This window comes from Herbidospora sp. NBRC 101105 (genome assembly GCF_030269205.1).
Classification (GTDB): Bacteria; Actinomycetota; Actinomycetes; order Streptosporangiales; family Streptosporangiaceae; genus Herbidospora; species Herbidospora solisilvae.
Map to the genome: position 1 here is coordinate 141,656 of NZ_BSSX01000008.1, position 23,083 is coordinate 164,738.

Here is a 23,083-nt window from a genome sequence, read left to right on the forward strand (position 1 = left end):
GGAGCCCCAAGTTCTTACGAAACCGAGAACACCTCGGCCAGGACCGGCACCATCGCCCGCATCGAGATGCCGCGATGGGAGATCGCGTCCTTCTCGGCGGGGGGCATCTCGGCGGTCGTGCGGGTCTCGCCGTCGGGGACGAAGATCGGGTCGTAGCCGAACCCCATGGTGCCCCGGGGCGCCCGGATCACGTGGCCGTGCATGACGCCTTCGACCACCCGCTCCTCGCCCGACGGCAGCGCGAGCGCCGCCACGCACGCGAAGTGGGCCTGGCGGCGGTCGTCGGGCACGTCGTTGATCTGGGCCAGCAGCAGGTCGAGGTTGGCCTTGTCGTCGCCGTGGCCGCCCGACCAGCGGGCCGAGAAGATGCCGGGCATGCCGTTGAGGGCGTCGACGCACAGGCCCGAGTCGTCGGCGATGCAGGGCAGGCCGCTCTGCCGGGCCACGGTGTGGGCCTTGAGCAGCGCGTTCTCGGCGAAGGTCAGACCGGTCTCGGCGACGTCGCCGATCTCGGGGAAGGCCTCCAGGCCGACGAGCTCGATCGGCAGCGCGGCCTCTTCGAGGATGCGCCGCAGTTCGACGATCTTGCCCTGGTTGCGGGTGGCGAGGAGCAGCTTGGTCATGCGAGCGCGGCCTTCTGGAGCTCGGTCAGCTCGGCGCAGCCGAGCGTGGCCAGGTCGAGCAGTTCGTTGAGGGTCGCGCGGTCGAACGGCGCCCCTTCGGCGGTGCCCTGCACCTCGACGAACGCGCCCTTGCCGGTCATCACGACGTTCATGTCGGTCTCGGCCTTGACGTCCTCGACGTAGCAGAGGTCGAGCAGCGGGGTGGTGCCGACGATGCCGACCGAGACGGCGGCGACCGAGTCGACCAGCGGGTCGCCGGGGCACATGCGCTTCTTGCGCATCCAGGCGATCGCGTCGGCCAGCGCGACGTAGGCGCCGGTGATCGCGGCCGTGCGGGTGCCGCCGTCGGCCTGGAGCACGTCGCAGTCGAGCACGATCGAGTTCTCGCCGAGCGCCTTGTAGTCGACGCAGGCCCGCAGGGACCGGCCGATCAGCCGGGAGATCTCGTGGGTCCGGCCGCCGATCTTGCCGCGCACCGACTCACGCTCACCGCGGGTGTTGGTGGCGCGCGGCAACATCGCGTATTCGGCGGTCACCCAGCCGAGGCCGCTGCCCTTGCGCCAGCGCGGCACCCCGCTCTCGACGGAGGCGGCGCAGAGCACCTTCGTGCCGCCGAATTCGACCAGGACCGACCCCTCGGCGTGGGCCAGCCAGTTCCGCGTGATCGTCACCGGCCGGAGCTGGTCGGGCGAACGTCCATCAGTGCGAGCCATGGGCCTCACCCTAGGTCATAGACCGCACCGGATCGGGCCAACTCGATCTCGCCCGAATAGCCGCCCCGGTCGGCGTCGGCGCGCACGCGCGCGTCGTCGTGCCAGGGCACCAGGTGGGTGAGGACCAGCCTCCCGGCCCCGGCCTTGGCGGCGTGCTCGGCCGCCTGGCGGCCGGTCAGGTGGAGGTCGGGCGGGTTGCCGGGCCCGTCGAGGAACGAGGCCTCGCAGAGCAGCAGGTCGGTGTCGCCGGCCAGGCCGACGAGGGCGTCGCACTCGCCGGTGTCGGCCGAGTAGGTGACCGAGCGGCCGCCGTGGGCGACGCGCAGGCCGTAGGTCTCCACGGGGTGGTTGACCAGGGCCGCGGTGACCTGGAAGGGGCCGATCTCGAACGTGCCCGGCGACAGGGCCGTGAAGTCGAAGGCGGTCTCCATCGTGGGCTCCTGCGGCATCCCGTAGGCGGCGTTCAACCGCGCGGGGGCCATGGCGGGGGCGTACACGGGGATCTTGGGAAAGGGGGCGCCGGGGCCGTAGCTGCGGACGACGTGGTAGCTGCACATGTCGAGGCAGTGGTCGGCGTGCAGGTGGGACAGGCAGATCGCGTCGATCTCGAACGGGCTGACGTGACGCTGCAGCGCGCCCAGGGAGCCGTTGCCGAAGTCGACCAGCATCCGGAAGCCCTCGGCCTCGTACAGGTAGCAGGACGACGGGCTCGCCGGGCCGGGGAAGCTGCCGGAGCAGCCGACGACGGTCAGTTTCACGCTGTTCCTCCGAACACGGGCGCGGCCAGTTCGACCGCCTGGATCTCCGGCCCGAGGAACCGCCGCCCGAGGGTCTCGAACAGCAGGGTGTCGCCGGTCGTGCCGAACCGGTGGGCGGGCACGCCCGAGGCCCGCACCAGGCCTCGGTCGCGCAGCACCCGGAAGACGTCTTTGGCGGTCTCCTCGGCGCTCGACACGAGCGTGACGCCGTCGCCGGCGACGTAGGAGATCGCGCCGAGCAGCAGCGGATAGTGGGTGCACCCGAGGATGAGGGTGTCGCAGCCGGCGTCGAGGATGGGCGTCAGGTATTCGCGCACCGCCTCGATGACGGCCTCGCTCTCGGTCTCGCCCCGTTCGACGAACTCGACCAGGCGCGGCGCGGCGACCCCGACCAGCTCGACGTGGGGCGCGGCGGCGAACGCGTCCTGGTAGGCCATCGAGGCGATGGTGGCCTGGGTGCCGATCACCCCGACCTTCCCGTTGCGGGTCGCCGACGCCGCCCGCCGGGTGGCCGGCTGGATGACCTCGACGACCGGCACCCGGTAGCGCTCGCGCGCGTCGCGCAGCACCGCCGCGCTGGCCGTGTTGCACGCGATCACGAGCATCTTGACGTCGTGGGACACCAGATGGTCGAGCAGCTCCAGGGCGTAGGACCTGACCTCGGCGATGCGCTTGGGGCCGTAGGGCTGGCGGGCCGTGTCGGCGACGTAGAAGACCGGTTCGTTGGGCAACTGGTCGATGATCGCGCGGGCTACGGTCAGCCCCCCGAAACCGCTGTCGAAGATCCCGATGGACCCCTGACCATAACTCTCCACCACGGAGTCAGCTTATGGCCGATCATGCGGCGCGTCCCCGTGACACCGAGCACACTCTTCAGCCGCGTCCCACCCTCGCGAGCTGCCGCGACTGCGCGACGAGGCGTCCGGCGGAGTCCCACACCTCGGCGTCCTCGTCGAACCAGCCGTCGCCGACCATCCGCCCGGAGGCGAGGACGGTGAGCCAGCCGGGGGCCGGCAGGGCGCGCAGGTGCCAGGTGAGCTCGACCGTCGGGGCCCAGCCGCGCAGGCCCGCGCTGAAGACCACCGGGGGCAGCGCGTCGACCGCCAGGGCCAGCACGTACGGGTCGGGCTCCTGGCCGTGCCGCAGCCGGAAGTAGGCGCGCGACTCGGGGCGGCCGGTCGGCTCGCCGGTCAGCCAGCCGACGGTGGGCGGGTCGAACAGCAGCTCCATCTGGCCGTTCAGGTACATGTTCGACTCGGGCTTCGGCTCGGGCAGCGGCAGGCAGGCCTCGGGCGGCGGCATCGGGTGGGACGGCTCGCCCAGGTAGACCGGCTCGGCCAGCGGGTCGAGGGTCGCGGTGGTGACCAGCGTCTCCAGGATCGGGCCGTCGGCGCCGACGAGCGAGGCGCGGCTGATCGTCGTCGTCTTGCCGGTCTTCACCTGCTCGACCGTCACCCGGGCCGGGCCCGGCCGCCCGGACCGCAGGAACTGGGCGCCGGTCGAGACCGGGTGCTCGTGCGGCGAGTCGTCGACCGCCGCCCGCAGCAGCACGGCCATCAGATATCCGCCGTTCAGCGGGCCGCCGACCGAGTAGCCCTCGTCGAGGCACACGTCGTAGACGCCCTCGCCGACCCGGACCGCCCGGGTCGCCTCCCCGAAACCGCTCAACGCACCCTCCCGAATGTTGTTCTGGAACACTGTATCTTGACTGGTCCATAGCCGTCCGTACAGGGAGATCCGGGCATTCACCGGCCATGACGGGACGGGAACTGATCGGTCAGTGCGTTTGGGACGTGCGCGGGGTGTGGGTCGGTCACGTGGTGGACGTGCGCATGGTCACCGGCAGCCGCAACCCGTTCAAGAAGAGCGCCGAACCCGAGACCGCCGGGCTGGTCGTGTCGGCCACCCGGGCGCAGTTCCTCCTCGGCGTGCACCGCGACGCGAGCGGCCGGGTCAACGGCACCCTGCAGCAACTCACCCGGCTCCTGTACGCCCGCAGCCTGGTCGTCCCCTGGGATCTGGTGGAAACCAGCGATACAGGAGAAGTGCACCTCAAAGAGCCGAAAGATGTCCTTAAGCGCCAATAGTCAAGAAGGCTGCAAGCGATTCGCTACCGGCACGGCATACTTTCAGACTCGTCGGAGATCACCCCACTTTGCGAGTTGACCCCATGCCTGCCGAGAACCCCCCCGGTTTCCCCTTTGACGTCAGCGGCGGAGACCCGGACCGGACCATCAACTACCGCACGCCGCAGCAGCAGCCGCAGCCGCACGTAGAGCCGACCCGGATCGACTTCGGCGGCACCCAGCAGATGTACGCCCCCCAGCAGCCCCCGCAGCAGGGCCAGTGGCGCCAGCCCGAGGAACTGGGCTACGACCTGCCCCCCGTGGTGCACGCCCCCGTCCAGAAGCGCGGCCCCAAGGGCGCCATCATCGCCGTGATCGTCGCCGTGCTCGTCGGCCTGGTCGGCGGCGGCGGCGTGTGGGCCTTCTCCGCCCTGAGCGGCGGCGGCGCGCAGCCCGCCGAGGTGCTCCCGGCCGGCGCCCTGGCCTACGCCCGGATCGACCTCGACCCGGCCGCCAACCAGAAGCTGGCCCTGTTCAGCATCGCCCGCAAGTTCACCGCCACCAAGGACGCCTTCTCCGGCGACGACCCGCGTGAGGCCCTCTTCAAGGCCATCTCCTCGGACAACGAGAACTTCAAGGACATCGACTACGCGGCCGACATCGAGCCCTGGCTCGGCGACCGCATCGGCTTCGCCGTCATGCCCGGGAAGGACGCGAACGAGCCCGGCTTCGCCCTCGCGATCCAGGTGAAGGACGCCAACGCGGCCCGCGCCGGCATCGCCAAGCTCGACGCCGGCTCCGGCACCAAGACCGGCATGGTCATCCGCGGCGACTACGCCATCGTCTCCCCCACCCAGGCGGAGGCCGACAAGTACGCCACCGGCCCCACCCTGGCCGAGTCGGCCAACTTCACCGCCGACATGGAGGCCCTCGGCGAGCCGGGTGTGCTCTCCTTCTGGGGCGACCTCGGCCAGCTCGCCGCGATGGGCGGCGCCCAGGTCGCCGACCCGGCCCTGACCGACCAGCTGAAGAACGGCCGCTTCGCGGGGGCGCTGCGGTTCGACGGCTCCTACGCGGAACTCGCCGCCATCACCCGCGGCGTCAAGAGCCCGGTCACCGTGCAGACCAGCCCGGTGAAGCTGGGCGAGCTGCCCGACACCACCGCCGGGGCGCTGGCCATCTCGGGCCTCGGCGAGGGCGTCAAGGGCGGCTGGGACCAGATCGTGAAGTCGGTGGAGAGCACCGGCGGCGGCGCCCAGTTCAGCCAGTTCGTCACCCAGGCCCAGCAGCAGTTCGGCCTGACCCTGCCCGACGACCTGGCCACCCTGCTCGGCGACAGCATCACCGTCGCGATCGACTCGCAGGGCCTCGACGGCAACATGCCGAACGCCGGCGCCGTGCTGGCCACCGACCCGGCCAAGGCCGGCGAGGTGCTGACCAAGGTCGAGCAGGCGCTCGCCGTCGCCGGTCAGCCGCTCCAGCTCGCCAAGGCCCCCGGCGAGGGCAAGCTGGTCGTGGCCACCAACCAGGACTACGCGAACAAGCTCGCCGCGGGCGGCACGCTGGCCGACAGCGAAACCTTCCAGACCGCGGTCCCGAACGCCGACTCGGCCGGGTTCGGACTGTTCGTCGACCTCGACAAGATCGAGAACCTCTACCTGCAGGGCATGTCGGAGGAGGACAAGGCCAACCTCCAGGTGCTCCGCGCGGTGGGCATGAGCGGCGGAACTTCGGGGAGCGACGCGAACTTCTCCCTGCGCGTGCTGTTCAATTGACATAAGGGAAGGGCCCCGCCTCAACTCTCAGGGAGGCGGGGCCCTTCTCGTGTATCCGCGGGTCAGGCCCAGAGCTGCCCTTCGAGGCGGTCTTCGGCCTCGTCGAGGGTGCCCTCGTAGGCGCCGGTCGACAGGTACTTCCAGCCGCCGTCGGCGACCACGAACACGATGTCGGCCCGCTCGCCCTCCTGCACGGCCTTGCGGCCCATGCCGATGGCGGCGTGGAGGGCGCAGCCGGTGGAGATGCCGGCGAAGATGCCCTCGGTGGCCAGCAGCTCACGCGTGCGCTTGAGGGCGTCGGCCGAGGTCACCGAGTAGCGGGTGGTCAGCACCGACTCGTCGTAGATCTCCGGGATGAAGCCCTCGTCGACGTTGCGCAGGCCGTAGACGAGCTCGCCGTAACGGGGCTCGGCGGCCACGATCTTGACGTCGGGCTTGTGCTCCCGCAGGTAGCGGCCGACGCCCATGAGGGTGCCGGTCGTGCCCAGGCCCGCCACGAAGTGGGTGACCGTCGGCAGGTCGTCGAGGATCTCGGGACCGGTCGACTCGTAGTGGGAGCGCCAGTTGGCCGGGTTGCCGTACTGGTAGAGCATGATCCAGTCGGGGTGTTCGGCCGCCAGGCCCTTGGCCACCCGGACCGCCTCGTTGGAGCCGCCCGCCGCGGGCGACGAGATGATCTCGGCGCCGTACATGCGGAGCAGCTGGCGGCGCTCCTCGGAGGTGTTCTCGGGCATGACGCAGATCAGCTTGTAACCCTTGAGCCGGGCCGACATCGCCAGCGAGATGCCGGTGTTGCCGGAGGTCGGTTCGAGGATCGTGCAGCCGGGGGTGAGCACCCCGTCCTTCTCGGCCTGCTCGATCATCCACAGGGCGGGCCGGTCTTTGATCGAGCCGGTCGGGTTGCGGTCTTCGAGCTTGGCCCAGATCCGCACGTCGGGCGACGGCGAGAGGCGGGGCAGCCCGACGAGCGGGGTGCGGCCGACCGACTCGATCAGCGAGTCGAAGCGCATGGGTGATCAGCCACCGGCGACGGCGGGGAGCACGGTGACCGTGTCGCCGTCGGAGACGGGGGTGCCGAGCCCGCCGAGGAACCGGACGTCCTCGTCGTTGAGGTAGACGTTCACGAACCGGCGGAGCTTGTCGTTCTCGACGAGCCGGGCCTTGATCCCCGGGTGCCGGGCCTCCAGGTCGCCGATCAGCTCTTCGATCGTGGCGCCGGAGGCGTCGACGGCCTTGGCGCCGTCGGTGTAGGTGCGCAGGATGGTCGGGATGCGGACCTCGATGGCCATGTCTCGTTCTCTCTTCTTGTCTTCAGGTCTGTGGTGTACGGGGAAATGTGAACGTCAATGACAGTCGTAGACCACGACGGAAGGAGAGTGCGCGAAGAGGTACGGTTGCACGCCCAGGGACATGACATCCATTTTAAACGCCCGGTTCCAGGATCTTTACGTCCTCCTCCTCGATCACGCCGTCAACGATCCGGAACGACCGGAACTGGGCGAGCGCGGTGGAGTAGAGGACGTAGTGGGCGCCCGGCTCCGACGCGTAGGAGACGTCGGTGCGCGAGGGGTAGGCCTCGGTGGCCGTGTGGGAGTGGTAGATCACGACGGGCTCCTCGTCGTTGTCGTCCATCTCACGCCAGACGCGGAACTGCTCCATCGAGTCGAACCGGTAGAACGTGGGAGAGCGCTCGGCGTTCTCCATCGGGACGAACCGCTCGGGCACCCCGGCCCGCCCGGCGATGACGCCGCAGGCCTCGTCGGGATGGTCCGCCGTCGCGTGGGCGATGATCCGGTCGACCAGTTCGCGCGAGATCGTCAGCATGGTCGCGAACCTACCAAAGGGCCTGGACGAGGGTGTCCTGCAGGTAGGTCAGCCAGTCGTAGGTGACGAAGGCCGGGTAGCGCGGGTCGTCGTCGGCCATCCCGGCGATCTCCTCATGGGTGTCCTCGGTGACCTCAAGACGTACACCCAGCACTAGCCGGAGGTCGTTGAGGGCGCGCAACCAGGCCTGGGCCTGTTCGGTGGTCAGCGTCACCTTGCCGCCGGCGGCGGTCTCGATCAGCGTGAGCGCGTCGGCCCGCTTGGCGTCGCGCAGATCACCCTCGGTGTAGCGGCGGAACTCGGCGGAGGCGGCGTCGTCGTCGGCGTAGGCCGACGGGAAGAGCCGGGCGAGCACCGGATCGGTCGGCTCGGTGGCGGGCCCGATGCGCAGCGCCCGCTCCAGCGGGTCGTCGCCGGTCTCCCCCGGCTCGACCACGTCGAGCACCATCGAGGCCACCAGCGACCGGAGCACGCCTGCCTCGGCCGCGTCGAGATGGACCGACACGCCCTCGCGCGTCGCCCTGAAACCGTGACCCATCAGCCGTCCTTCTGCAGGGTCGCCCAGAGGCCGTAGGAGTGGAGGGTCTGGACGTCGCGCTCCATCTCCTCCCGCGTGCCGCTCGACACGACGGCCCGGCCCTTGTGGTGGACGTCGAGCATGAGCTTCTCGGCCTTCTCCCGGGCGTAGCCGAAGACGCTCTGGAAGACATAGGTCACATAGGACATGAGGTTGACCGGGTCATTCCAGACGATGGTCACCCACGGCAAATCTGGGCGAACGTCAGCTTTCGGACGCTCAACCTCGATCGGAGCGGTGCTACCCACATCCCCAATCCTGCCTCACCGCGGTCGTAGTCTCGACTCGTGCAAACGTCCATGAGCTCGGCCTTGCTAACAGACATGTATGAGTTGACCATGTTGCGGGCGGCGCTGGCCGGCGGCACCGCCCATCGCCGGGCGGTGTTCGAGGTCTTCGCCCGCCGCCTGCCCGCAGGCCGCCGCTACGGCGTCGTCGCAGGCACCGGCCGGGTCCTCACCGCCATCGAGGAGTTCCGCTTCGGCGACCCGGAGCTGGAGTTCCTGGAGACCATCGTCGACCCGCCGACCCTGTCGTTCCTCGCCGACTTCCGTTTCTCCGGGGATGTGTACGGCTACCGCGAAGGTGAGACGTACTACCCGGGCTCCCCGATCATGGTCGTCGAGGGCACCTTCGCCGAGGCGGTGGTCCTGGAGACGGTGATCCTGTCGATCCTCAACCACGACTGCGCGATCGCCTCGGCCGCCTCCCGCATGACCCGCGCGGCCCAGGGACGCCCGCTGATCGAGATGGGCTCCCGCCGCACCCACGAGAGGGCCGCCGTCGCCGCCGCCCGCGCCGCCTACCTGTGCGGCTTCGCGACCACCTCCAACCTCCAGGCCGGCCGCGAGTTCGGCATCCCGACGGCCGGCACCAGCGCCCACGCCTTCACCCTGCTCCACGACTCGGAGGAGGCCGCCTTCCGCGCCCAGATCGACTCCCTCGGGCCCGCGACGACCCTGCTGGTCGACACCTATTCGGTGGAGGAGGCCGTGCGGACCGCCGTGAAGCTGGCCGGCGGCGACCTGGGCGCGGTCCGGATCGACTCGGGTGACCTGGGCGTGGTCGCCATCGAGGTCAGGCGCCAGCTCGACTCTCTCGGCGCCGACCGCACCCGGATCGTGGTGACGGGCGACCTCGACGAGCACGCCATCGCCGCCCTGGCCGTGGCCCCCGTCGACGGCTACGGCGTCGGGACGAAACTGGTGACGGGCTCGGGCGCCCCCACGGCGAACCTGGTCTACAAGCTGGTCGACCGCGAGGACCTGACCGGGACCATGAAGCCGGTCGCCAAGACCTCGGTGGGCAAGCCGAGCCGGGGCGGCCGCAAGTGGGCCTACCGTTCCCTGGAGGACGGGATCGCGGTCGAGGAGATCGTCTCCAACCGCCCCGACGACTCCCTCGGCCGCCCGCTGCTCGCCCACCTGGTCAGCGGCGGCGAGATCATCGGCCGCGAGCCCCTGGACGACGCCCGCGCCCGGCATCACGAGTCGATGCGCGAATTGCCGCAAATCGCCCATAGCCTGTCGCCGGGCGACCCGGCTGTGCCTACTATTTTCTCCTGATCGCGGGAGAGCGGCGCATGAGGACGACGCCGGTCTCCCGCGATCTTCTAGATTGGGACGTATGACCACCGCGCTTGTGATCGTCGACGTGCAGAACGACTTCTGCGAGGGCGGCAGCCTGGCCGTGACCGGCGGCGCGGGCGTGGCCGCGGCCATCAGCGTCCACGTGGCGCGGGGCGACTACGACCACGTGGTGGCGACGCGCGACTACCACGTCGACCCCGGCGCCCACTTCGCCCTCGACCCCGACTTCATGACGACCTGGCCGGCCCACTGCGTGGTGGGGACGTCGGGGGCGGAGTTCCACGAGAACCTCGACACCGAGCCCATCGAAGAGATCTTCAGCAAGGGCGCCCACGCCGCCGCCTACAGCGGGTTCGAGGGGCACTCCTCCGACGGGGTCGCGCTGGCCTCGTGGTTGCGGACGCGCGGGGTGTCCCGGGTCGACGTGGTGGGCATCGCGACCGACCACTGCGTGCGGGCCACGGCGATCGACGCGCGGGCGCAGGGGTTCGACGTGCGGGTGCTGCTCGACCTGACGGCGGGCGTGATGCCGGTCACGACGGACGCGGCGATGACCGAGATGGCGGCGGCCGGGGTGGAGTTGACGGGCCACCCGATCGTGGCGGACGACCCCGAGGACTGACACCCGGCGTCGGGCGGCCGAGGCCGACCGAAATTTCGGCCTATCGAACCACAATCCGCGCAACAGGCCGGACGACGGACCGGGTTCTCGGCTTCGGGTTGCCATTGCGCAACGTAGGGATACGCTTACCTGGCGTAATATCGTCTAGGTCGGCGGCTGGTCATGTTTGCTCTTGCTCTTGGTGTGTCGTGGTTGGTGCTGACGCCCGTCTGCGTCTGGTTGCTCTTCGGGGTCGGTCAGCCGCTCCGCAACCGCCTCGGCGCCGTCGCGGGGATCGTCGCCCTCGAAGGCGCGACGATCGTCATGGCGTCCACCGGGCACCACCCCGAACCGCCGCCCGTGGCGGCGATCATGTCTCCGCGCCCGGTGCCGTCGCCGGCCGAGTCGGCCTGTCCGGTCCGGCTCCCCCATCCGGATGAGGTACGCCTCTCCCGCACCCACGTCACCATCCTGTGGCCCGCCGTCATCGGCGAGTGCGACACGGCGGCGGTCGTGCTGGGCGAGAAGGGCAACCGCCTGCGGGTGTGGGTGCACGAAGGCGCCCTGGTCGGAAACCACCGGGCGTCGGTGGTCCCGGTCAACATCGACGGGCGCACGGCGTTCGTCGACGTCGCCCGCAAACTGGCCCGGCACCGCTGGGTCGCGGTCGACGGCCGCAGCGGCGAACGCATCCCGACGATCACCCACGGCTGACCTGACCGCGGCCCGGCCACGGACCGGGTGATGCCGGGATCGTCGCACAACCGACGTCCTCAGCTTCATGATCGGTACTGGCGACCAGGCGGGAAAGGGCGACCGTGGTGTGAAGGCGACGATGGTGAGCGTCGCGGCCAGACCCGGCCGTGTGAACGAGGACTTCACCGGAGCCACCCCCACGGCGGCCGTCGTGGTCGACGGCGCCGGCATCCCCGGCGCCGAGTCGACCTGCCGACACGGAGTGGCCTGGTATGCCCACACGCTGGGCGGCAGCCTCCTCTCCCTGTTGTCACTCGCTCCGGGTTCGAGCCTTCCTGCGCTGCTCGCCGAGGCCATCACCCAGGTGACGGACGTGCACCGGCACACCTGCGACGTGACGAATCCCGTCAGCCCGTCGGCGGCCGTGGCCGTGCTGCGGGTGTCGGGCGGCGACCTCGACCACCTGGTTCTGGGTGACACGATCGTCGCCCTCGACCGACCCGCCGGCCCACCGATCGTCACCACGGATCCCCGCGAGCTGAGCGTCAGCCGCGCCTACGAACCCGAGCTGGCGGCCACCATCCCAGGGAGCGACGAGTACAACCGCGTCCTGGCCCACCTGCGCGCCCGCCGAAACCGGCCGGGGGGCTTCTGGGTGGCCAAGGACGACCCGCGAGCGGCGGACGAGGCGGTCACCGGGCGCCGCTCCGTCTCGGAGTTGTCCGCCGCCGTCCTGCTCAGCAACGGCGCCGGCCGGATCGTGGACCTCTTCGGTCTCACCGGCTGGCCACACGCCCTCGCCGTGCTGGCGTCGAACGGACCCGCCGCACTCGTCGACCAGGTCCGGCAGGCGGAGGCAGAACACGCGACGAGGCCGGACGACGCCACCATCGCCTACTGCACCGACCTCGGCGGCCGCTGAGCGCACGTGCACGCCGCTGCCACGGTCGGCGGGTGGGGTCGCGCGCGGGAGGCGGCCTAACCGCAACCGTCGCCCACTCGGCGGCCCGTTGCGCGAACGCCCCACTCCCTAAGGCACCCCGCGCACGTATTCGACCTGGTCGATCAACCCACCCTCGCCGAAGTCGTGGCGCCGGCTCTCCCCCGACTCGACGAACCCCGTCTTCCGGTAGAACCGCCGCGATTGCGGCGTGTCCCGGAACGTCCACAGATGGACCGACCCGAACCCGTCGCGCTCCATCCGCGACAACGTCGCCGCCATCAGCGCCGCCGCGATCCCCGACCCCCACCCGTCGGGATGACCGTAGAAGCCGTAGATCTCCGCGGCGGAAGCCCGGTGAGCGGAGGGGCCGAAGTAGGAGAACGCCAACGGCCGCTCCTCAAGGCGGGCCAGGAGAACCGTCTCGGCCCCCTCGGCCAGCACCGCGTGCCACTTCCCCCGCCGGTGAGCCACCGCCTTCTCGTAGAACGACGGCTCGAAGAACGGCTCGTAGACGATCCAGCCCGCGGCGTGGATCTCCCCTAACGCGTCGCCGTCGTCGGCCCGCGCCACCCCGATCTCGATCGTCATTTACGACCGGCCGCCCACTTGCGGATCATCGCGATGCGCTCGCGGATCTGGTCGGCGGTGGCCTGCGCGATGGCCGGCCCGCCGCAGGACCGCCGCAGCTCGGCGTGGATGACCCCGTGGGGCTGCCCGGTGCGGTGGTTCCACGCCCCGACCAGCCCGTTGAGCTCCTTGCGCAGTTCGGCGATCTGCTCGTGGGGGGCCAGCTCGGGCGGCGCGGCCTTGGGCTTCTTCCTGGCGGCCGCCTGCTGGTCGGCCTGCCGCTTGCGCAGCAGCGAGGCCACCTGTTCGGGCTCCAGGAGGCCGGGGAGCCCGAGGAAGTCTTCTTCTTCGGGGGAACCGGCGGCGGCGGCCGTGCCGAACTCTCCGCCGTCGTAGAGGACGCGGTCGAAGGTCGCCGACGCTTCCAGCGTCTGGAAGGGCAGTTCGTCGCCGAGCGTGTCGGGCTGTTTCTGCTCGCGCTGGGCCTGCTCCAGGAGCAGGTCGTCGAGGCCGTCTTCGTCGCGTTTGCGGCCCAGGACGTGGTCGCGCTCGGCCTCCATCTCGGCCGCGAAGCTGAGCAGCAGCGGCACCGACGGGACGAACACCGACGCCGTCTCGCCGCGTTTGCGCATGCGCACGAAACGCCCGATGGCCTGCGCGAAGAACAGCGGCGTGGAGATGCTGGTGGCGTAGATGCCGACGGCCAGGCGCGGGATGTCGACGCCTTCTGACACCATGCGGACCGCCACCAGCCAGCGCTGCTGCGACGCGCTGAACTCCTTGATCTTGGCGGACGCCCCGGGGTCGTCGGACAACACGACCGTCGCGCCCTCGCCCGTCACCGCGCGCAGGTGTTTGGCATAGGCGCGGGCCGCCTCGTGGTCGGTGGCGATGATGAGGCCGCCCGCGTCGGGCATGCCGCGCCGGACCTCGGTGAGGCGGCGGTCGGCGGCCTGGATGACCTGGCGGATCCAGTCGCCCTTCGGGTCGAGGGCGGCCCGCCAGGCCTGGCCGAGCTGGTCTTTGGTCAGCGGGGTGCCGAGCGTGGCGGTGATCTCGTCGCCGGCGCGGGTGCGCCATTTCATCTCGCCGCTGTAGGCGAGGAAGATGACCGGCCGCACGACGCCGTCGGCCAGTGCGGGCCCGTAGCCGTAGCTGTAGTCGGAGACGCTGCGCAGCGCGCCCTCGGCGTCTTCGGTGTAGCCGACGAACGGGATCGGGTTGTCGTCGGAGCGGAACGGGGTGCCGGTCAGCTGGAGGCGGCGGGTGGCCGGTTCGAACGCCTCGCGCACGCCGTCGCCCCACGACTTGGCGTCGCCCGCGTGGTGGATCTCGTCGAAGATGACGAGCGTCTTGCGGGCCTCGGTGCGGGCGCGGTGGAGCGCGGGATGCATCGCGACCTGGGCGTAGGTCACCGCGACGCCCGTGTAGTCGCGCGAGGTGACGCCCTGGCTGTTCTTGAACTCGGGGTCGATGCCGATGCCGACCCGGCCCGCGGCGTCGGCCCACTGGCGCTTGAGGTGTTCGGTCGGCGTGACGATCGTCACGGCCTTGATGACGCCCCGGCTCAGCAGTTCGCTCGCGATGCGCAGCGCGTAGGTGGTCTTACCGGCGCCCGGGGTCGCGACCGTCAGGAAGTCGCGCGGTTCGCGGGTGAAGTAGAGGTCGAACGCCTCCTGCTGCCACGCGCGCAGCTTCGGGGCGGTGCCCCACGCGGCGCGGTCGGGATATGACGGCGACAGGTGGGACGCGGCCGACGTGCTCACGCGCGCCTCCCGCCGGTCACTCGGACATTGCCGTATCTATCGGTTCCCCTCACGTGGCCACAGACTAGCCGGACCCACCGACAAGACGTGCCGAGGCCGCGAGATCCTCGCCATCGTCGCTGGTAAGTGCTATCGCGCGCCCGTCATGATCGTGTCTATCTCGCGCCGTGCGGCGGGGTCGTCGGGGTGCGCGAGGCCCAGCATCACGACGCTGCGGCCCTCTTCCGCGGTGAGCACGGTCACCCGCAGGAAGGCCGGCTGGTTCACCACGTCGCGGTACCCGGCCCGCACCGCGCGGGTGTGGCCGGTGCGTCCGCCGATCTCGACCTTCTTGTCCTCCACGACGTCGATCGTGTCGCCGTGCAGCAGCAGCCGCGAGTAGGTCTCGGCCAGTTTCAGCAGCGCGGGGCGCGGATCGGCCGCGTCGAGCTTGTCTCCCGGACGGGCCATCACCGTGGCGCGGTCGTCGTTGACGGCGACCGAGGTGAACCCGGTGACGGGCGCGAGCGCGCCCTCGTGCCAGCCCGCCGGTATCGGGTAGGTGAGCCCGGCCAGCCGGTCGGTGACCAGCACCGTTTCGGCCACCGTCTCGACCGGGGCCTCGGGGCGGTTCAGCACGAAGAACACCACGCCCCCGATGACCGCCCCCGCGCCGAGGGACACCAGCGCGATCAGCAGGAGCCGGCGCAGCCTGCGGGGGATGCGGCGCGGCGGTGGAGCGGGCGTGCCGTACCAGCGGGCCGAAGGGGGCAGATCGTCGGCGTCGTCGGTGGGCGGCCAGACCCTCCGCTCGTCCATGCCGCCAAGTCAGTCACGCCGGAGCCCCAGCCGTCAACAAAGATCACGTTTTCGCTATCAGGACAAGAGCCTCGTTCCGTTACGGCTCCGCCCACCCCGGCCCCGCCCGCCGTCCCCGATGAAGGCCGCATCCGGCGCCCACCGGCCCCGCGGGCCGGCCGCCGAAACGGCTCAGCCCCGCCCGCGCGGCAGGAACAACGAGCCGGCCATCCCCGTGTAGGGCCGAGGGGGCGCGATGGGCGCCTGGCCCGCCTGGGTGCCGAGCAGCCCGGACACCATGCTCGACCGCGTCTGCGCCCCCGCGACCCCGCCCCGGTAGGTCACCCACGCCCGCCGCATCCGCAGCCCCTGTCCGGCGGTGAACTGGTTCATGCAGCGGTCGTGCGCGTAGTCCATGAAGTTGTGGATCGGGTCCTCGCCGGGCGCCGTGCACGAGTCGCGCCTCTCGGGGCAACCCTCGGTCGGCGTGGCCTGGAACGGCGTGTCGTCGACGGAGTCGCCCGGCTCGGAACAGCCGTTCTCGAAGGTGTGGACGAGGCCCAGCCAGTGGCCGATCTCGTGGACGCCGGTGAAGCCCAGGCTGAAGTTGCGCAGCGCCCCACCGGGCAGGGTGCGCCAGTCGATGACCACGCCGTCCTGGCTGGGGTTGCCGGCGTACCAGTTGGGATAGGTCGCATAACCCAGCACGAGTTCGCTGAGCTGGGAGACGTACAGGTTGAGGGTCTCCGAGCCGCCCCTGCGCAGGCCGGACTTCATGGGGTCTTCCATGCCGAGCGGGTTGCGGAACCAGTCGCGGTTCTCGGTGCGGGTGATGCCGCGCAGCGCGAACCGCACGCCCGTGTCGGCGCCGCCGTAGCCGCCCGCGTAGGCCCGGTTGAGCACGTTGACCTGCTCGCGGACCGCGGCGTCGGGGGCGCCGGTCTGGCCGTCGGTCAGCACGTGGACCCACAACGGCACGGTCACCGTCGCGGGGATCGGCCCGGGGTGGTTGCGCAGGGCCGCGTTCATCTGGGCGAACTCGGTGGCCGTCAGCGGCCGTGGCTCGGCGCGGCCGGACGTGCGAGCGGGCGACGCGCAGTCGTGGTCATGCGCGTGGTCGTGCCCGTGGTCATGCGCCTGGTCGTGGTCCGCGCCTTCGGCGGGTGGGCCCAGCAGTGAAAAAACGCATGCCAAAGAGACGGCGAGAAGACGCCGGGCCATTCGATTCCCCCGATGCGACCGGTCCGGACCAGAGTTCGAACGCTAGCCGCATCGGAGTCGATCAAGGTGGAGTGACACCCGTCACTTGTCGTCGCCCGACTCGCCCTTGGGGAGACCCTCGTAGATCTCCTTGCATTCGGGGCAGACGGGATACTTCTTCGGATCGCGGCTGGGCACCCACACCTTGCCGCAGATCGCACGGACCGGCGCACCCGTGATGTAGCTCTCGGTGACCTTGTTCCGGTCGGCGTAGTGGCTGAACCGCTCGTGGTCGCCGTCGCCGCCGTGGGACGTGCGCGGGACGACCTCGGTCTTCTGGTCGGGAAGAATCTTCGTACTGCTCACGGAAACCGAGTCTACAAACTCGGATGGCCCCCACCCCAAAAAGGGATGGGAGCCACCGTTTGGGAGTTTCTCAGCCGATGTGCACCGCGGCGCCCTCGGTCTTGCGGCCCGCCTTCACGAGCAGGGCGATGATCGCCGCGAAGACCGCCACGCCGGCGCTGACCTCGAAGCCGAGGTGGAGGCCGTCCATGAACGACAGGTGCGAGGCGTTGGTGACCGCGCCCGCGATCTGCTCGGGCAGGCCCTGGGGGGCGGCGCCGTAGGAGGCGGCGTCCTTGAGCCCGGCGAGCTGGTCCGGGGGGAACGCCTGGGCGGCGGGGCCGAGGTAGCCCTCGTACACCGAGGAGACCTTCGCCGCGACGATCGCGCCGAGGATCGCGGTGCCCAGCGCGCCGCCGACCTGCATGGCCGACTGCTGGAGGCCGCCCGCGACACCCGAGAGCTCCTCGGGGGCGTTGCCGACGATGATCTCGGTGGCGCCGACGAAGACGGGCGACAGACCGAAGGCCAGCAGCACGAACGGGATGGCGCTGTCGACGAACGTCGCGTCGATCGACAGGCGCGACATCAGGAACATCGCGACGGCGGTGATGAGCATGCCGCCCGAGATCATGATCCGCGGCCCGAGCTTGCCGATGAGGAACCCGGCCAGCGGCGAGGCGACGATCATTCCGGCGCTCATCGGCAGCATGCGCAGGCCCGACTCCAGCGGCGACAACCCGTGGACGCCCTGGAAGAAGAAGGTCAGGAAGAACATCGCGCCGAACATGGAGAACGCGGTGAGGATCATCAGGGTCGTACCGACCGAGAAGGACGCGTTGCGGAACAGGCCCAGCGGCAGCAACGGCTGGGAGACCCGGCTCTGCCACCAGAGGAACGCGACGAGGAAGATCACGGCGACGGCGAGGGAGACCAGGGTGCCGGTGTCGCCCCAACCCCATTCGGGGGCCTTGATGATCGCCCAGACCAGCGAGAACATCATGATCGACAGCAGTACGACGCCCAGCCAGTCGACCTTCGAGAGGTACTTGGCCTTGCTCTCGCTCAGCGCCCACCAGCCGACCGCGAGGGCGATGACGCCGACGGGCACGTTGATGAAGAACACCGACTGCCAGCTGACGTGCTCGACCAGCAGGCCGCCCACGATCGGCCCGGCCGCCGACGACAGCCCGATGATGCCGCCCCACGCACCCATCGCCATGTTGAGCCGGTCGCCGGGGAAGGCCATGCGCAGCAGCGCGAGGGCGGCGGGCTGGAGCAGCGCGCCGAAGAGGCCCTGGAGCACGCGGAAGGCGATCAGCGGGCCGATCGACGAGGTGAGGCCGATCGCCAGCGAGGTCAGCGCGAAGCCGACGACACCGATCAGGAACACCCGCTTGTGCCCGAAGATGTCACCGAGCTTGCCGGCGGTGATGAGGAAGACCGCCAGGGCCAGCAGATATCCGCTGGTGACCCACTGGAGGTCGGCGAGCGAGGCCTGAAGTTCGGCCCCGATGACCGGGTTGGCGATGGCGACGACGGTGCCGTCGAGCATCACCATAATCACGCCGAGCGAGACGGCCAGCAGGGTCAGCCACGGACGAGCTGGACCGGCTTCGCCTTGCGCCTCCTTCGGCAGGGCGGTGGTCTGTGACATAACGGGTTCTCCCCCGGATAGAAAGTCAACGCGACGTAGATTATGTCAGTCCATGACAGATGACAAAGTGTTTTATCCGACATATCCTGACAACTGGCAGATGGTGAACTGAATGTTTCGAGGAGGTGACAGGGGTGGGTCTGCGTGAGCGCAAGAAGCTCAAGACACGCGTCGCGCTCATCGACGCGGCCCTCGACCTGTTCCTGGAGCAGGGCTACGAGTCGACGACGATCGACCAGATCGCCGCGGCGGTCGACGTGTCGCCCCGCACGTTCTTCCGCTACTTCGGCTCGAAGGAGGACGTGGCGCTGGCCCCCGCCACCGACGCGCAGGACGTATTTCTATCGGAGCTCCACGCCCGTCCCGGAACCGAGTCCCCCTTTACGGCGCTGGCGCAGGCCATGCGGGCCGCGGTGGCGCTGCTGCGCGACGGCGAGCCGGAGGACAAGCAGCGTTTCCTCAAGGCCAGACAGGTGGTGGAGGCGACCCCGACCATCTTCGCGGGCCAGATGCGCCTGATGCTGGCCAACGAACAGCGGATCCTGGAAGAGGTGGCCAGACGCCGGGGCGCCGACGACCTGCGCAGCCAGTTCGTGACGGCGACCTTCACGAGCACGATCAGAGTGGGCCTGGAGAACTGCACGATCGAGGAACTGAGCGACCTCGACGGCATGACCAAACGTTTGGAAGACACCTTCGCCCTGGTCGACGAGCTGATGGTGGCCGGCTGGGACCGCTGACGCGGATTTCCCCAGGGCCCGGCGGACGCCCCGGAAACGTCGGCCGCCGGGGCGAGGATGCTCCGACCCCGGGTGGGCGGGCCGGTCCTTGGCCCGGGCACCGCTGCAGCATGTCGGCCGCCGCACTGCGGCACACCTCCGGAAACGTCGGTCCGGTGAGCGACGCGTCTGCCCGGGGGCGGGCGGGCTGAGCCGCCTCCGGGCATCGGCACCGCGCGGCAGCACACCCGGAACGCCGCGGCGTGCCCGCTTCGGCGGTCAGTTCTGGGACGGGTCGTCGGGGTAGCTGGCGACGAAGGCCAGTTCGCCCGGTTGCCTTCTGAGGACCGTCCGCCACAACGACGACGGGTCGGGGTGGAAGGTGTCGCCCGGTTCGGAGTCGACGATGTACCAGGCGCCCTGGGCGACCTCCCCGGCGAGTTGCCCATGGGTCCAGCCCGCGTAGCCGGCGAAGATCCGCATCTGGGAGATCTCGCCCGCCAGGATCTCGGGCGGCGCGTCGAGGTCGACGGTGCCGAGGCGGGAGACGCCCCGGCGGCCGGTGTGGAGGCGGCGCCAGCCGAGGGGCTCGGCGCCGCTCATGACGACGGCGAGGGCCAGGGCGCTGTCGGTCTGCACGGGGCCGCCCTCGAACAGCACCGACGGGCCGGTCACCAGAGGATCCCAGGTGGGGAGCACCGACGTGACGCTGATGTCGCTGGGCCTGTTGATCACCACACCGAGCGTGCCGCCGTCTTCGTCGTGCTCCAGGATGAGCACGACACTACGCCGGAAGTTCGGGTCGTCGAGCAGTGGCGTCGCCACCAGCAGCCCACCGACGTAGATCGACTCCGCCATACCCTCCATCATGCGGCAGGAAGGCCGATTCGCGCACGTCACCCCACCCCGTTACTCTGAGTTACGAAATTGAGGGACATGGGAACTCTCCGTACCAGAAGGATCTTGGCCGAGGGGGACCCGTGGGACAGACGAGACCGGCACGCAGGGCATTCGCGCTGCTCGCCGCACCGATGGCGGCGGCGCTGCTGCTGCCCGGCCAGGCGGACGCGGCCCCGCCTCCGCTGCAGGTGAGATACGAGAAGATCGACTGCGAATCCGGCGAGGTCCTGGTCAGCATCACCAACCCGGGCCCCGACGCCCACGAGTTCACCCTCTACCGCGACGACGACGTCATCGCCCGCGGCCGGTCGGCGGCCAACGAGACCGTCGAGGAGTCGGTCCGGATCACCCGGAGCGCCCGCCTCAAGGTCCACGGCGACGGCGAACAGGTCTCCGAACGCTGGATCGACGCCTGCCGCCCCGCCGCCACCACCCGCACGGCCGGCCTCCAGAAACAGGACGGCCAAGGTGCCGAAGACGTCCACCACGGCCTGTTCGACTTCGGCAAGTGGGGCCAGGAACGCGGCGAAGGCGGCGAACGCCACCACGGCCTCTTCGACTTCGACAAATGGAGCCAGGACCGCGAGGAAGGCGGCGAACGCCACCACGGCCTGTTCGACTTCGACAAATGGGGCCAGGAACGCGGCGAAGGCGGCGACCGCCACCACGGCCTCTTCGGCCTCGGCAAATCGGGACAGGACCACGGCGAAGGCGGCGAACGCCACCACGGCCTCTTCGACTTCGACAAATGGGGCCAAGGCCACCACGACCACGGCGAACGCCACCACGGCCTCTTCGACTTCGGCAAGTGGGGACAGGACCACCACGACCACCACGGCGAGTGGTGGGACCGGGGCGACCGGCCGCACGGCGTCTGGTGGAACCGCGAGGAGCACAACTGGTGGGACCGCGACCACCATCACCCCCACGACAACTGGTGGGACCGCGACGACCACCACGGCGGCTGGTGGGACCGCGACGACCACCACGGCGGCTGGTGGGACCGCGAAGACGACCACGGCCCCGACCACGGGGGCTGGGCCGAACGCGACGCCGAGAACATCGGCTGGTGGAACCGCGACCGCGTCCACGACGCGGACGTGCTCCCCTACACCGGCCCGCCCGCCGACCTGTGGGGCAAGGTCGCCACAGCGGGCGGCCTGGTCATCATGGGCGGCGTCTTCTGGTGGCTGGCCCGCGTCTGGCCCCGCCGCACCTTCCCCGTGACCCCGCGCTAGACGAAACGGCCCGGCTGGAATCCCAGACCGGGCCGTAACGCGCCGGGGTATCAGCCCACACCAGAAGGCCGACCCCGCAAGACCGTCAGCGCCATAACCGTCAGCCCGCAAGGCCATCAGCCGCAGGGCCACGCACGCAAGGGCGTCTCCGCTGGGTCATCGCGGGCGACGCCATCCATCCGAAACGCCGTCACACGCAAAGCCCCCAGCCGCAGGGACATCGCGCGCAACCCCATCCATCCGAAACGCCGTCAGCCCGGAAGGCCGTCAGCAGGCGTGCCACGACCCAGGCTCGAGCCGGCCTACGCCTCGGTGAAGCCCCGGGCCTTGCCGCCCGCCGACTCGCGGACCGCCGCCGCGACCGCGCCCGCCACGTCGGGGTGGAAGACGCTGGGCACGATGTAGTTGGGGCCGAGTTCCTCCGGTGACACGACCGCCGCCAGGGCGCGGGCCGCCGCCAGGAGCATCTCCTGGGTCACCCCGTCGGCCTGGGCGTCGAGCAGGCCGCGGAAGACGCCGGGGAAGGCGAGCACGTTGTTGATCTGGTTGGGGTAGTCGGACCGGCCGGTCGCCACGACCGCCGCGTGTTCGCGCGCGTCGTCGGGGGAGACCTCGGGCTCGGGGTTGGCCAGGGCGAACACGACCGCGTCGGAGTTCATCGTCGCGATGTCGTCGCCGGTCAGGATGCCGGGGGCGGACACGCCGATGAACACGTCGGCGCCCTTGACGGCGCCGCGCAGATCTTCGCTGTAGCCCTCGGCGTTGGTGTGCTCGGCGATCCAGCGCAGCGACTCGTCGAGGTCGTCGCGGCCCTGGTGGACGGCGCCGAGGTAGTCGCACACGATGACGTTCCGCGCCCCGGCGGCGAGCAGCAGGCGGAGCACGGCGGTGCCAGCCGCGCCGGCGCCGGCGAGGGTGATGCGGACCTCGGACAGCTCCTTCTTCACGACCCGCAGCGCGTTGGTGAGCGCGGCCAGCACGACGATCGCGGTGCCGTGCTGGTCGTCGTGGAAGACCGGGATGTCGACGAGTTCGCGCAGGCGGCGCTCGATCTCGAAGCAGCGGGGGGCCGAGATGTCTTCGAGGTTGATGCCGCCGAAGCCGGGCGAGATGGCCCGGACGATCTCGACGATCTGGTCGGCGTCCTGGGTGTCGAGGCAGATCGGCCACGCGTCGATGCCGGCGAACCGCTTGAACAGGGCCGCCTTGCCCTCCATCACGGGGAGGGCGGCGGCGGGGCCGATGTTGCCGAGGCCGAGCACGGCGGAGCCGTCGGTCACCACCGCGACCGAGTTGCGTTTGATCGTCAGGCGCCGGGCGTCTTCGGGGTTGCGGGCGATCGCCATCGAGACCCGGGCGACGCCCGGCGTGTAGGCCATCGAGAGTTCGTCGCGGTTGCGCAGCGGCACCTTCGACTTCATCTCGATCTTGCCGCCGAGGTGCATCAGGAAGGTGCGGTCGGAGACCTTGTGGATCGCCACGTCCTCGACCTCGCCCAGGCGGTCGACGATCGCCTGGGCGTGGTCGGTGTCACGGGCGGCGCAGGTCACGTCGATGCGCAGCTTCTCATGCCCGGCGTTGGTCACGTCGAGGGCGGTGACGACGCCACCGGCGTTCTCGACCGCATGGGTGAGCTGGCTCACCGCCTTGCCCCCTGCGGGCACTTCCAGACGGACGGTGATCGAATAGGACACGCTGGGCACGGTAGCCACGTCAATCCGCTCCTTTGCGCATTGGGTGTGCGTCCAA

General features: G+C 70.4%; 26 protein-coding genes. 8 read left to right on the forward strand and 18 right to left on the reverse strand.

The features are described from left to right. Window positions 1-14: 14 nt before the first annotated feature. From rdgB to QSK34_RS30375, 5 genes are read right to left on the reverse strand one after another with little or no spacing between them, the layout of a single operon-like run. On the reverse strand, window positions 15-623 hold the full coding sequence (rdgB, locus tag QSK34_RS30355) for an RdgB/HAM1 family non-canonical purine NTP pyrophosphatase (protein ID WP_285589082.1): 609 nt from the start codon (window positions 621-623) through the stop codon (window positions 15-17). Beyond that, the gene (rph, locus tag QSK34_RS30360; protein WP_030455588.1) at window positions 620-1,336 is read right to left on the reverse strand and encodes a ribonuclease PH; all 717 of its coding nucleotides are present in this window, start codon (window positions 1,334-1,336) and stop codon (window positions 620-622) included. The genes rdgB and rph overlap by 4 nt, the downstream gene beginning before the upstream one ends. Before the next feature lie 5 nt (window positions 1,337-1,341). Beyond that, the gene (locus tag QSK34_RS30365; protein ID WP_285589083.1) at window positions 1,342-2,094 is read right to left on the reverse strand and encodes an MBL fold metallo-hydrolase; all 753 of its coding nucleotides are present in this window, start codon (window positions 2,092-2,094) and stop codon (window positions 1,342-1,344) included. Beyond that, window positions 2,091-2,912 (reverse strand): glutamate racemase, encoded by an 822-nt coding sequence (gene murI / locus QSK34_RS30370; RefSeq protein ID WP_232320494.1) that lies wholly within the window; start codon window positions 2,910-2,912, stop codon window positions 2,091-2,093. Before murI ends, QSK34_RS30365 begins: the two co-directional genes overlap by 4 nt. 55 nt (window positions 2,913-2,967) lie before the next feature. Next, window positions 2,968-3,762 carry a thioesterase family protein gene (locus QSK34_RS30375; protein ID WP_285589084.1) on the reverse strand — a complete coding sequence of 265 codons (795 nt, stop codon included), beginning with the start codon at window positions 3,760-3,762 and terminating at the stop codon, window positions 2,968-2,970. Between the two features lie 86 nt (window positions 3,763-3,848). Here QSK34_RS30375 and QSK34_RS30380 point away from each other — a divergent pair, with 86 nt between their 5' ends. Both QSK34_RS30380 and QSK34_RS30385 read left to right on the forward strand, forming a co-directional pair. Then, window positions 3,849-4,181, forward strand: coding sequence for a hypothetical protein (locus QSK34_RS30380; RefSeq protein WP_161481330.1), 333 nt, complete (start codon window positions 3,849-3,851; stop codon window positions 4,179-4,181). A gap of 83 nt (window positions 4,182-4,264) precedes the next feature. Next, window positions 4,265-5,935, forward strand: a complete 1,671-nt coding sequence (locus tag QSK34_RS30385) for a DUF3352 domain-containing protein (protein WP_285589086.1) — start codon at window positions 4,265-4,267, stop codon at window positions 5,933-5,935. 62 nt (window positions 5,936-5,997) lie between these two features. Here the strand turns inward: QSK34_RS30385 and QSK34_RS30390 are convergent, their stop codons facing one another. From QSK34_RS30390 to clpS, 5 genes are all read right to left on the reverse strand, one after another. Then, window positions 5,998-6,945 (reverse strand): PLP-dependent cysteine synthase family protein, encoded by a 948-nt coding sequence (locus QSK34_RS30390; RefSeq protein ID WP_161481332.1) that lies wholly within the window; start codon window positions 6,943-6,945, stop codon window positions 5,998-6,000. Between the two features lie 6 nt (window positions 6,946-6,951). Next, window positions 6,952-7,224 (reverse strand): MoaD/ThiS family protein, encoded by a 273-nt coding sequence (locus QSK34_RS30395; protein ID WP_030455581.1) that lies wholly within the window; start codon window positions 7,222-7,224, stop codon window positions 6,952-6,954. 133 nt (window positions 7,225-7,357) lie between these two features. After that, window positions 7,358-7,759, reverse strand: coding sequence for a M67 family metallopeptidase (locus QSK34_RS30400; protein ID WP_161481333.1), 402 nt, complete (start codon window positions 7,757-7,759; stop codon window positions 7,358-7,360). Between the two features lie 10 nt (window positions 7,760-7,769). Next, window positions 7,770-8,297, reverse strand: a complete 528-nt coding sequence (locus tag QSK34_RS30405) for a DUF2017 domain-containing protein (protein ID WP_285589087.1) — start codon at window positions 8,295-8,297, stop codon at window positions 7,770-7,772. Next, a complete protein-coding gene (gene clpS, locus QSK34_RS30410; RefSeq protein WP_034385731.1) occupies window positions 8,297-8,584 on the reverse strand; it encodes an ATP-dependent Clp protease adapter ClpS in 288 nt (95 codons plus the stop codon). The genes QSK34_RS30405 and clpS overlap by 1 nt, the downstream gene beginning before the upstream one ends. A gap of 39 nt (window positions 8,585-8,623) precedes the next feature. Between clpS and QSK34_RS30415 the strand changes: the two genes are divergently transcribed. From QSK34_RS30415 to QSK34_RS30430, 4 genes are all read left to right on the forward strand, one after another. After that, the gene (locus QSK34_RS30415; RefSeq protein ID WP_502875552.1) at window positions 8,624-9,901 is read left to right on the forward strand and encodes a nicotinate phosphoribosyltransferase; all 1,278 of its coding nucleotides are present in this window, start codon (window positions 8,624-8,626) and stop codon (window positions 9,899-9,901) included. Window positions 9,902-9,962: 61 nt separating this feature from the next. Next, window positions 9,963-10,547, forward strand: a complete 585-nt coding sequence (locus tag QSK34_RS30420; RefSeq protein ID WP_285589088.1) for a nicotinamidase — start codon at window positions 9,963-9,965, stop codon at window positions 10,545-10,547. 183 nt (window positions 10,548-10,730) lie between these two features. Next, a complete protein-coding gene (locus QSK34_RS30425; RefSeq protein WP_285589089.1) occupies window positions 10,731-11,240 on the forward strand; it encodes a hypothetical protein in 510 nt (169 codons plus the stop codon). A gap of 67 nt (window positions 11,241-11,307) precedes the next feature. Beyond that, the gene (locus tag QSK34_RS30430) at window positions 11,308-12,144 is read left to right on the forward strand and encodes an integrase (RefSeq protein WP_285589090.1); all 837 of its coding nucleotides are present in this window, start codon (window positions 11,308-11,310) and stop codon (window positions 12,142-12,144) included. Window positions 12,145-12,252: 108 nt separating this feature from the next. Here QSK34_RS30430 and QSK34_RS30435 read toward each other — a convergent pair whose 3' ends face one another. The 6 genes from QSK34_RS30435 to QSK34_RS30460 form a co-directional block, all read right to left on the reverse strand. Further along, window positions 12,253-12,753, reverse strand: a complete 501-nt coding sequence (locus QSK34_RS30435) for a GNAT family N-acetyltransferase (RefSeq protein WP_285589091.1) — start codon at window positions 12,751-12,753, stop codon at window positions 12,253-12,255. Next, window positions 12,750-14,498, reverse strand: coding sequence for a DEAD/DEAH box helicase (locus QSK34_RS30440; RefSeq protein ID WP_161481337.1), 1,749 nt, complete (start codon window positions 14,496-14,498; stop codon window positions 12,750-12,752). The genes QSK34_RS30435 and QSK34_RS30440 overlap by 4 nt, the downstream gene beginning before the upstream one ends. 129 nt (window positions 14,499-14,627) lie before the next feature. Further along, entirely contained in the window at window positions 14,628-15,296 is a 669-nt protein-coding gene (locus QSK34_RS30445) for a hypothetical protein (protein WP_285589093.1), read from the reverse strand. Window positions 15,297-15,467: 171 nt separating this feature from the next. Then, window positions 15,468-16,496, reverse strand: a complete 1,029-nt coding sequence (locus QSK34_RS30450; protein WP_285589094.1) for a zinc metalloprotease — start codon at window positions 16,494-16,496, stop codon at window positions 15,468-15,470. Window positions 16,497-16,577: 81 nt separating this feature from the next. Next, the gene (locus QSK34_RS30455) at window positions 16,578-16,841 is read right to left on the reverse strand and encodes a DUF3039 domain-containing protein (protein ID WP_030455569.1); all 264 of its coding nucleotides are present in this window, start codon (window positions 16,839-16,841) and stop codon (window positions 16,578-16,580) included. Between the two features lie 70 nt (window positions 16,842-16,911). Then, on the reverse strand, window positions 16,912-18,477 hold the full coding sequence (locus tag QSK34_RS30460; RefSeq protein WP_285589096.1) for a DHA2 family efflux MFS transporter permease subunit: 1,566 nt from the start codon (window positions 18,475-18,477) through the stop codon (window positions 16,912-16,914). Between the two features lie 134 nt (window positions 18,478-18,611). On the opposite strand from QSK34_RS30460, the gene QSK34_RS30465 reads away from it, so the two are divergent. After that, complete coding sequence (locus QSK34_RS30465) at window positions 18,612-19,217, forward strand: TetR/AcrR family transcriptional regulator (RefSeq protein WP_285589098.1); 606 nt, start codon at window positions 18,612-18,614, stop codon at window positions 19,215-19,217. Window positions 19,218-19,475: 258 nt separating this feature from the next. Here the strand turns inward: QSK34_RS30465 and QSK34_RS30470 are convergent, their stop codons facing one another. Continuing rightward, entirely contained in the window at window positions 19,476-20,054 is a 579-nt protein-coding gene (locus QSK34_RS30470) for a YqgE/AlgH family protein (RefSeq protein WP_161481343.1), read from the reverse strand. Between the two features lie 122 nt (window positions 20,055-20,176). On the opposite strand from QSK34_RS30470, the gene QSK34_RS30475 reads away from it, so the two are divergent. Next, window positions 20,177-21,334, forward strand: a complete 1,158-nt coding sequence (locus QSK34_RS30475) for a hypothetical protein (RefSeq protein ID WP_285589099.1) — start codon at window positions 20,177-20,179, stop codon at window positions 21,332-21,334. A 302-nt stretch (window positions 21,335-21,636) separates the two neighbouring features. Here the strand turns inward: QSK34_RS30475 and QSK34_RS30480 are convergent, their stop codons facing one another. After that, a complete protein-coding gene (locus QSK34_RS30480; RefSeq protein ID WP_030455564.1) occupies window positions 21,637-23,046 on the reverse strand; it encodes an NAD-dependent malic enzyme in 1,410 nt (469 codons plus the stop codon). Window positions 23,047-23,083 lie beyond the last annotated feature (37 nt).